Source organism: Streptomyces sp. Isolate_45, assembly GCF_024721315.2.
Lineage (GTDB): Bacteria > Actinomycetota > Actinomycetes > Streptomycetales > Streptomycetaceae > Streptomyces.
Map to the genome: position 1 here is coordinate 1 of NZ_JANFAK020000298.1, position 4,752 is coordinate 4,752.

The following is a 4,752-nucleotide window of genomic DNA, read 5'->3' on the forward strand; positions in this document are numbered from 1 at the left end:
CAGGAAGTCCGGCCGCACACCCCACGATTCGAGCAGCCGGAACAACGCCACCTCGACCGCGAACAACGCCGGCTGGGTGAACCGCGTCTCGTCCAGCAGAGCGGCATCGGACCCGAACAGCACCTCCCGCAGCGGATGATCGAGATCCATCCGCTCGCACACCGCGTCCAACGCCGCCGCGAACACCGGATACCTCTCGTACAGCTCACGCCCCATCCCGAGGCGCTGACTGCCCTGACCGGTGAACAGGAACGCCAGCTTGCCGTCCGTGGCGGACCCTTCGAGCACATCGCCCGACGGTCGGCCCTCGGCGAGCGCGGCGAGTCCCGCGAGCAGTTCGTCGCGGTCGTCGGCGACGATCGCGGCCCGCCGGTCCAACGCGGCCCGGGTGAGCGCCTGCGAGTGGGCGACGTCCTGGACACGGAGGCCGGGCAGGGCGGTGAGGTGGGCGTGCAGCGCCGCGGCCTGCGCACGCAGCGCGGCCTCGGTCTTACCGGACAGGACGACGGGCACGGCGACCGGCGCGGCGCCGGGGCGATCACCGACCTGCCCCTCCGCGTCGGCGCCGGAACCGGCGGGCGTCTCCTCGACGGACTCCTCGGCGCTCTCCTCGGCGCTCTCCAGGATGACGTGCGCGTTGGTTCCGCTCATGCCGAACGAGGACACGCCGATGCGGCGCGGCCCCTCGTGCCGCGGCCATGGACGCGCCTCGGTGAGCAGGGACACCTCTCCCGCGGACCAGTCGACGTGCGGGGTCGGTTCGTCCAGGTGCAGGGTGCGCGGAAGCAGCCCGTTCCGCATCGCCATGACGCTCTTGATGACTCCGGCGACGCCGGCCGCGGCCTGTGCGTGGCCGATGTTGGTCTTGAGCGAGCCCAGCCACAGCGGGCGCCCGTCCGGACGGTCCTGCCCGTAGGTGGCGATGATCGCCTGCGCCTCGATGGGGTCACCGAGCCCGGTTCCGGTGCCGTGCGCCTCGACGGCGTCGACCTGGTCGGGCGTGAGGCGGGCGTTGGACAGCGCCTGCAGGATGACGCGCTGCTGGGAGGGGCCGTTGGGCGCGGTGAGGCCGTTGGAGGCACCGTCCTGGTTGACGGCGGTACCGCGGACGACGGCGAGGACGCGGTGCCCCTTGCGGCGGGCGTCGGAGAGCCGCTCGACGAGGAGGACGCCGACGCCCTCGGCGAGGCTGAAGCCGTCGGCGTCCGGGGAGAACGCCTTGCAGCGGCCGTCGGTGGCCAGGCCGCGCTGCTTGCTGTAGTCGATGAACGTGCCGGGCGCGGCCATCAGCGTGGCGCCGCCGGCGAGGGCCATCGAGCACTCGCCGTTGCGCAGGGCCTGGACGGCCAGGTGCAGGGCGACGAGGGACGACGAGCAGGCCGTGTCGACGGTGACGGCGGGGCCTTCGAGGCCGAACGTGTAGGACAGGCGGCCGGAGGCGACGCTCGCCGCGTTTCCGGTACCGAGGTAGCCCTCCACGTTCTCGGAGGAACTCAGCAGCGCCGTCAGGTAGTCGTGGTTGCTGGTGCCGACGAACACGCCGACCTGCTTGCCGCGCATCGAGGTCGGGTCGATGCCCGCACGCTCGAACGCCTCCCACGAGGTTTCCAGCAGCAGCCGCTGCTGCGGGTCCATGGCGAGGGCCTCGCGCGGGGAAATCCCGAACAGCGACGGGTCGAACCGCGCGAAGTCCCGTACGAAACCACCCTGGTTGGCGTAACTCGTGCCCGGGTGCTCGGGGTCGGGGTGGTAGACGCTGTCCATGTCCCAGCCACGCTCGACGGGGAAGCCGGAGATGGCGTCGACGCCGTCGGCGACCAACTCCCACAGTTCCTCGGGCGAGGTCGCACCGCCGGGATAGCGGCAGCCCATGCCCACGATGGCGACGGGGTCCTGGTTCTTCGCCTCGACGTCGCGAAGCCGCTGACGCGTCCGGTGCAGATCCGCCGTCACCAGCTTCAGGTAGTCCCGCAGCGTCTCTTCATTCGCCATGTAACGCAACCACCCATTTGCAGCAGACGGCATCGGAAAACTGTGTGCAGAGCCGAGAATTGACATCGGAAATGCGAGCGCTTCACTCGTCGGGCGAAGCGACTGCTCGACCGCAGGCTATTTCCGGCCCAACCCGCCCTACAACCCCTAACTGCCCCCTACGCACCCCTGGTGGGGGAATGCGTAGGGGGCAGTGATTCCCGGGGAATTACTCACGGGAGCTGGCCATCTTCACCGAAATTCGGCAGACCGTCAATAACGACCCAGGCCCTCGTTGATAAAGGCGAACAGCTCCTCGTCGCTGGCGTCCTGGAGCTGTTCCGCCGCGTCGATGCCGCTGTCCGCGCCGGCCGTCGCGGCCGCGGCGGCGCCGTCGGCCCCGAGGGCCGCGGCGGAGCTATCCGCCGCGCCCGTGGTCGTCGGGTCCTCGCTGTCGTTCCACTTCGCCAGCAGCGACTGGAGCCGCATCGTCACCCTGGCCCGCACCACGTTGTCGCCCGTGCCCTGTTCCAGTACCGACTCCAGCCGGTCGAGCTCCTCCAGCAGCGGGGCCCCACCCGCCACCGCGTCGGGCACGATCCCGGCGCGCAGGTAGGCGGCGACGGCGGCCGGGGTGGGGTGGTCGAAGACGAGGCTGGCCGGCAGCTTCAGGCCGCTCACCGCGCCGAGCCGGTTGCGCAGTTCGACGGAGGTGAGGGAGTCGAAGCCCAGTTCCTTGAAGGCCCGTCCGGCCTCGACGGCCGACAGGTCGGGGTGCCCGAGGACGGCGGCGACGGCCGTCCGGACCAGGTCCAGCAGCAGACGTTCCTGCTCCACCTCGGGCAGCCCGGCGAGTTGTCGCGTCAGCGGCGCTCCCCCGGCCAGGTCATCGGCGGACTCCCGTTCCGCGCTTTCGATGACCTTCCGGGCCTCGGGCAGTTCCAGCAGCAGCGGGCGGTCCCGGTCGGCGGTGAAGGCGAGGGTGAACCGCTTCCAGTCCATGTCGACCACGGTCAGGGTGGCCTCGTCACGGTCCAGGGCGTGCTGGAGCGACGTCAGGGTCCGTGCGGGCGACATGGCGAGGATGCCGTGGCGCCGCATCCGGTCGCCGGCCGCGCTGTCGTCCCCGTCCCCACTGCCCCAGGGACCCCAGGCGAGGGAGGTCGCGGGCAGGCCCTCGGCCCGCCGGTACTCGGCGAAGGCGTCGAGGAACGCGTTGCCGGGGGCCTGGTTGCCCTGGCCGGGGGCGCCGAAGGTGGCGGCGAACGAGGAGAAGAGGACGAACGCGGACAGGTCGAGGTGACGGGTCAGCTCGTGCAGGTTCCGCGTCCCGTCCACCTTCACCCGCAGCACACCGGCAACCTGCTCGGGGGTGAGCGTCTCGATGACCCCGTCGTCGACGACGGCCGCCGCGTGGATCACCGCGCCGAGCGGCCGGTCGGCGGGTACGGAGGCGAGCAGGGCGGCGAGGTCGTCGCGGTCGCCGACGTCGCAGGCGGCGATCGTGACGTCCGCGCCGAGCGCGATCAGTTCCTCGCGGAGCTCGGCGGCGCCGGGCGCGTCCGGACCGCGACGGCTGGTCAGGACGAGGTGCTCGGCACCGTTCGACGCCAGCCAGCGGGCCACGTGCGCGCCGAGCGCACCCGTACCCCCGGTGACCAGGGTCGTACCGCGCGGCTTCCACTCACGCACGACCGGCGTCCCGGACAGACGCGCCCGCACCAGACGACGCACGAACACCCCGGCGGCCCGAACGGCCACCTGGTCCTCGACACCATCGCCGGCGAGGACACCGACGAGCCGTCCCGAGGTCCGGTCATCGGCATCCGACGGCAGGTCGATCAGCCCACCCCAGCGGCCCCCCTGTTCCATGGAGGCGACCCGGCCGAGACCCCAGATGAGCGCCTGCTCCGGGTCCTCCACACGGTCGGACCGCACGGCGGCGACCGCGTTCCGGGTGACACACCACAGGGGCGCGGTCACGTCCGCGTCACCGAGGGCCTGGGACAGCGCGAGCCCGACGGCATAAGCGGCTTCGCCGGCGAGAGCGAGGAGGGAGAGGACCCCGGCGGGTTCGTCCGCCCCGTTGGTGACGCCCTTCAGGGCGGCGGTGAGCGCGCCCCGGTCGGCCGCGTCGGTGGCGACGGTGACCGTACGGACATCCGCGCCGCGCTCGGCGAGCGTGCGCAGCACACCGGCAGCCGCATCCCCGGCCGCACCGGCCAGGGCCTCGGGCACGACGACGAGCCAAACCCCCGAGAGCCGGGTGGCGCCCGAGTCGGTGAGGGGCTTCCAGGTGACGCGGTAGCGCCAGCCGTCGACCGTGGACTGTTCCCGGCTCAGCCGCCGCCAGGAGGAGAGGCCCGGCAGGACGGTCCCCAGCGACTGGATCGCATCGGGCGTGTCGAAGGCCAGCGCTTCGGCCAGCGCCGTGACGTCCTCACGTTCGACGGCGTCCCAGAACCGGGCGTCGACCACGCTTTCCGCAGCCTGCTCCCCCGCTTCGACAGGGGCGGCCTCGGGCCAGAAGCGCTGCGACTGGAAGGCGTAGGTCGGCAGGTCCACGCGCTGAGCGCCCGTCCCCGCGAACACGGCGTCCCAGTCGACGTCCACACCCCGCACGTACGCCTCACCGAGGGACAACCAGAACCGTTCCAGGCCGCCCTCGTTGCGGCGCAGCGACCCCAGAACCGCCGCCTCACGGCCCGCGTCCTCCACCGTCTCCTGCATCCCGACGGTGAGGACGGGGTGCGGGCTCGACTCGACGAACACACCGAAGCC

2 protein-coding genes are annotated in these 4,752 nt (G+C 72.1%); both read right to left on the reverse strand.

The window, feature by feature from the left end:
• Nucleotides 1-1,992: type I polyketide synthase (locus tag NOD94_RS40265; RefSeq protein WP_348652380.1), on the reverse strand; the 1,992-nt coding region annotated here is incomplete at its 3' end.
• 252 nt (nt 1,993-2,244) lie between these two features.
• The coding region (locus NOD94_RS40270) for an SDR family NAD(P)-dependent oxidoreductase (protein WP_281211209.1) at nt 2,245-4,752 on the reverse strand (2,508 nt) is incomplete at its 5' end.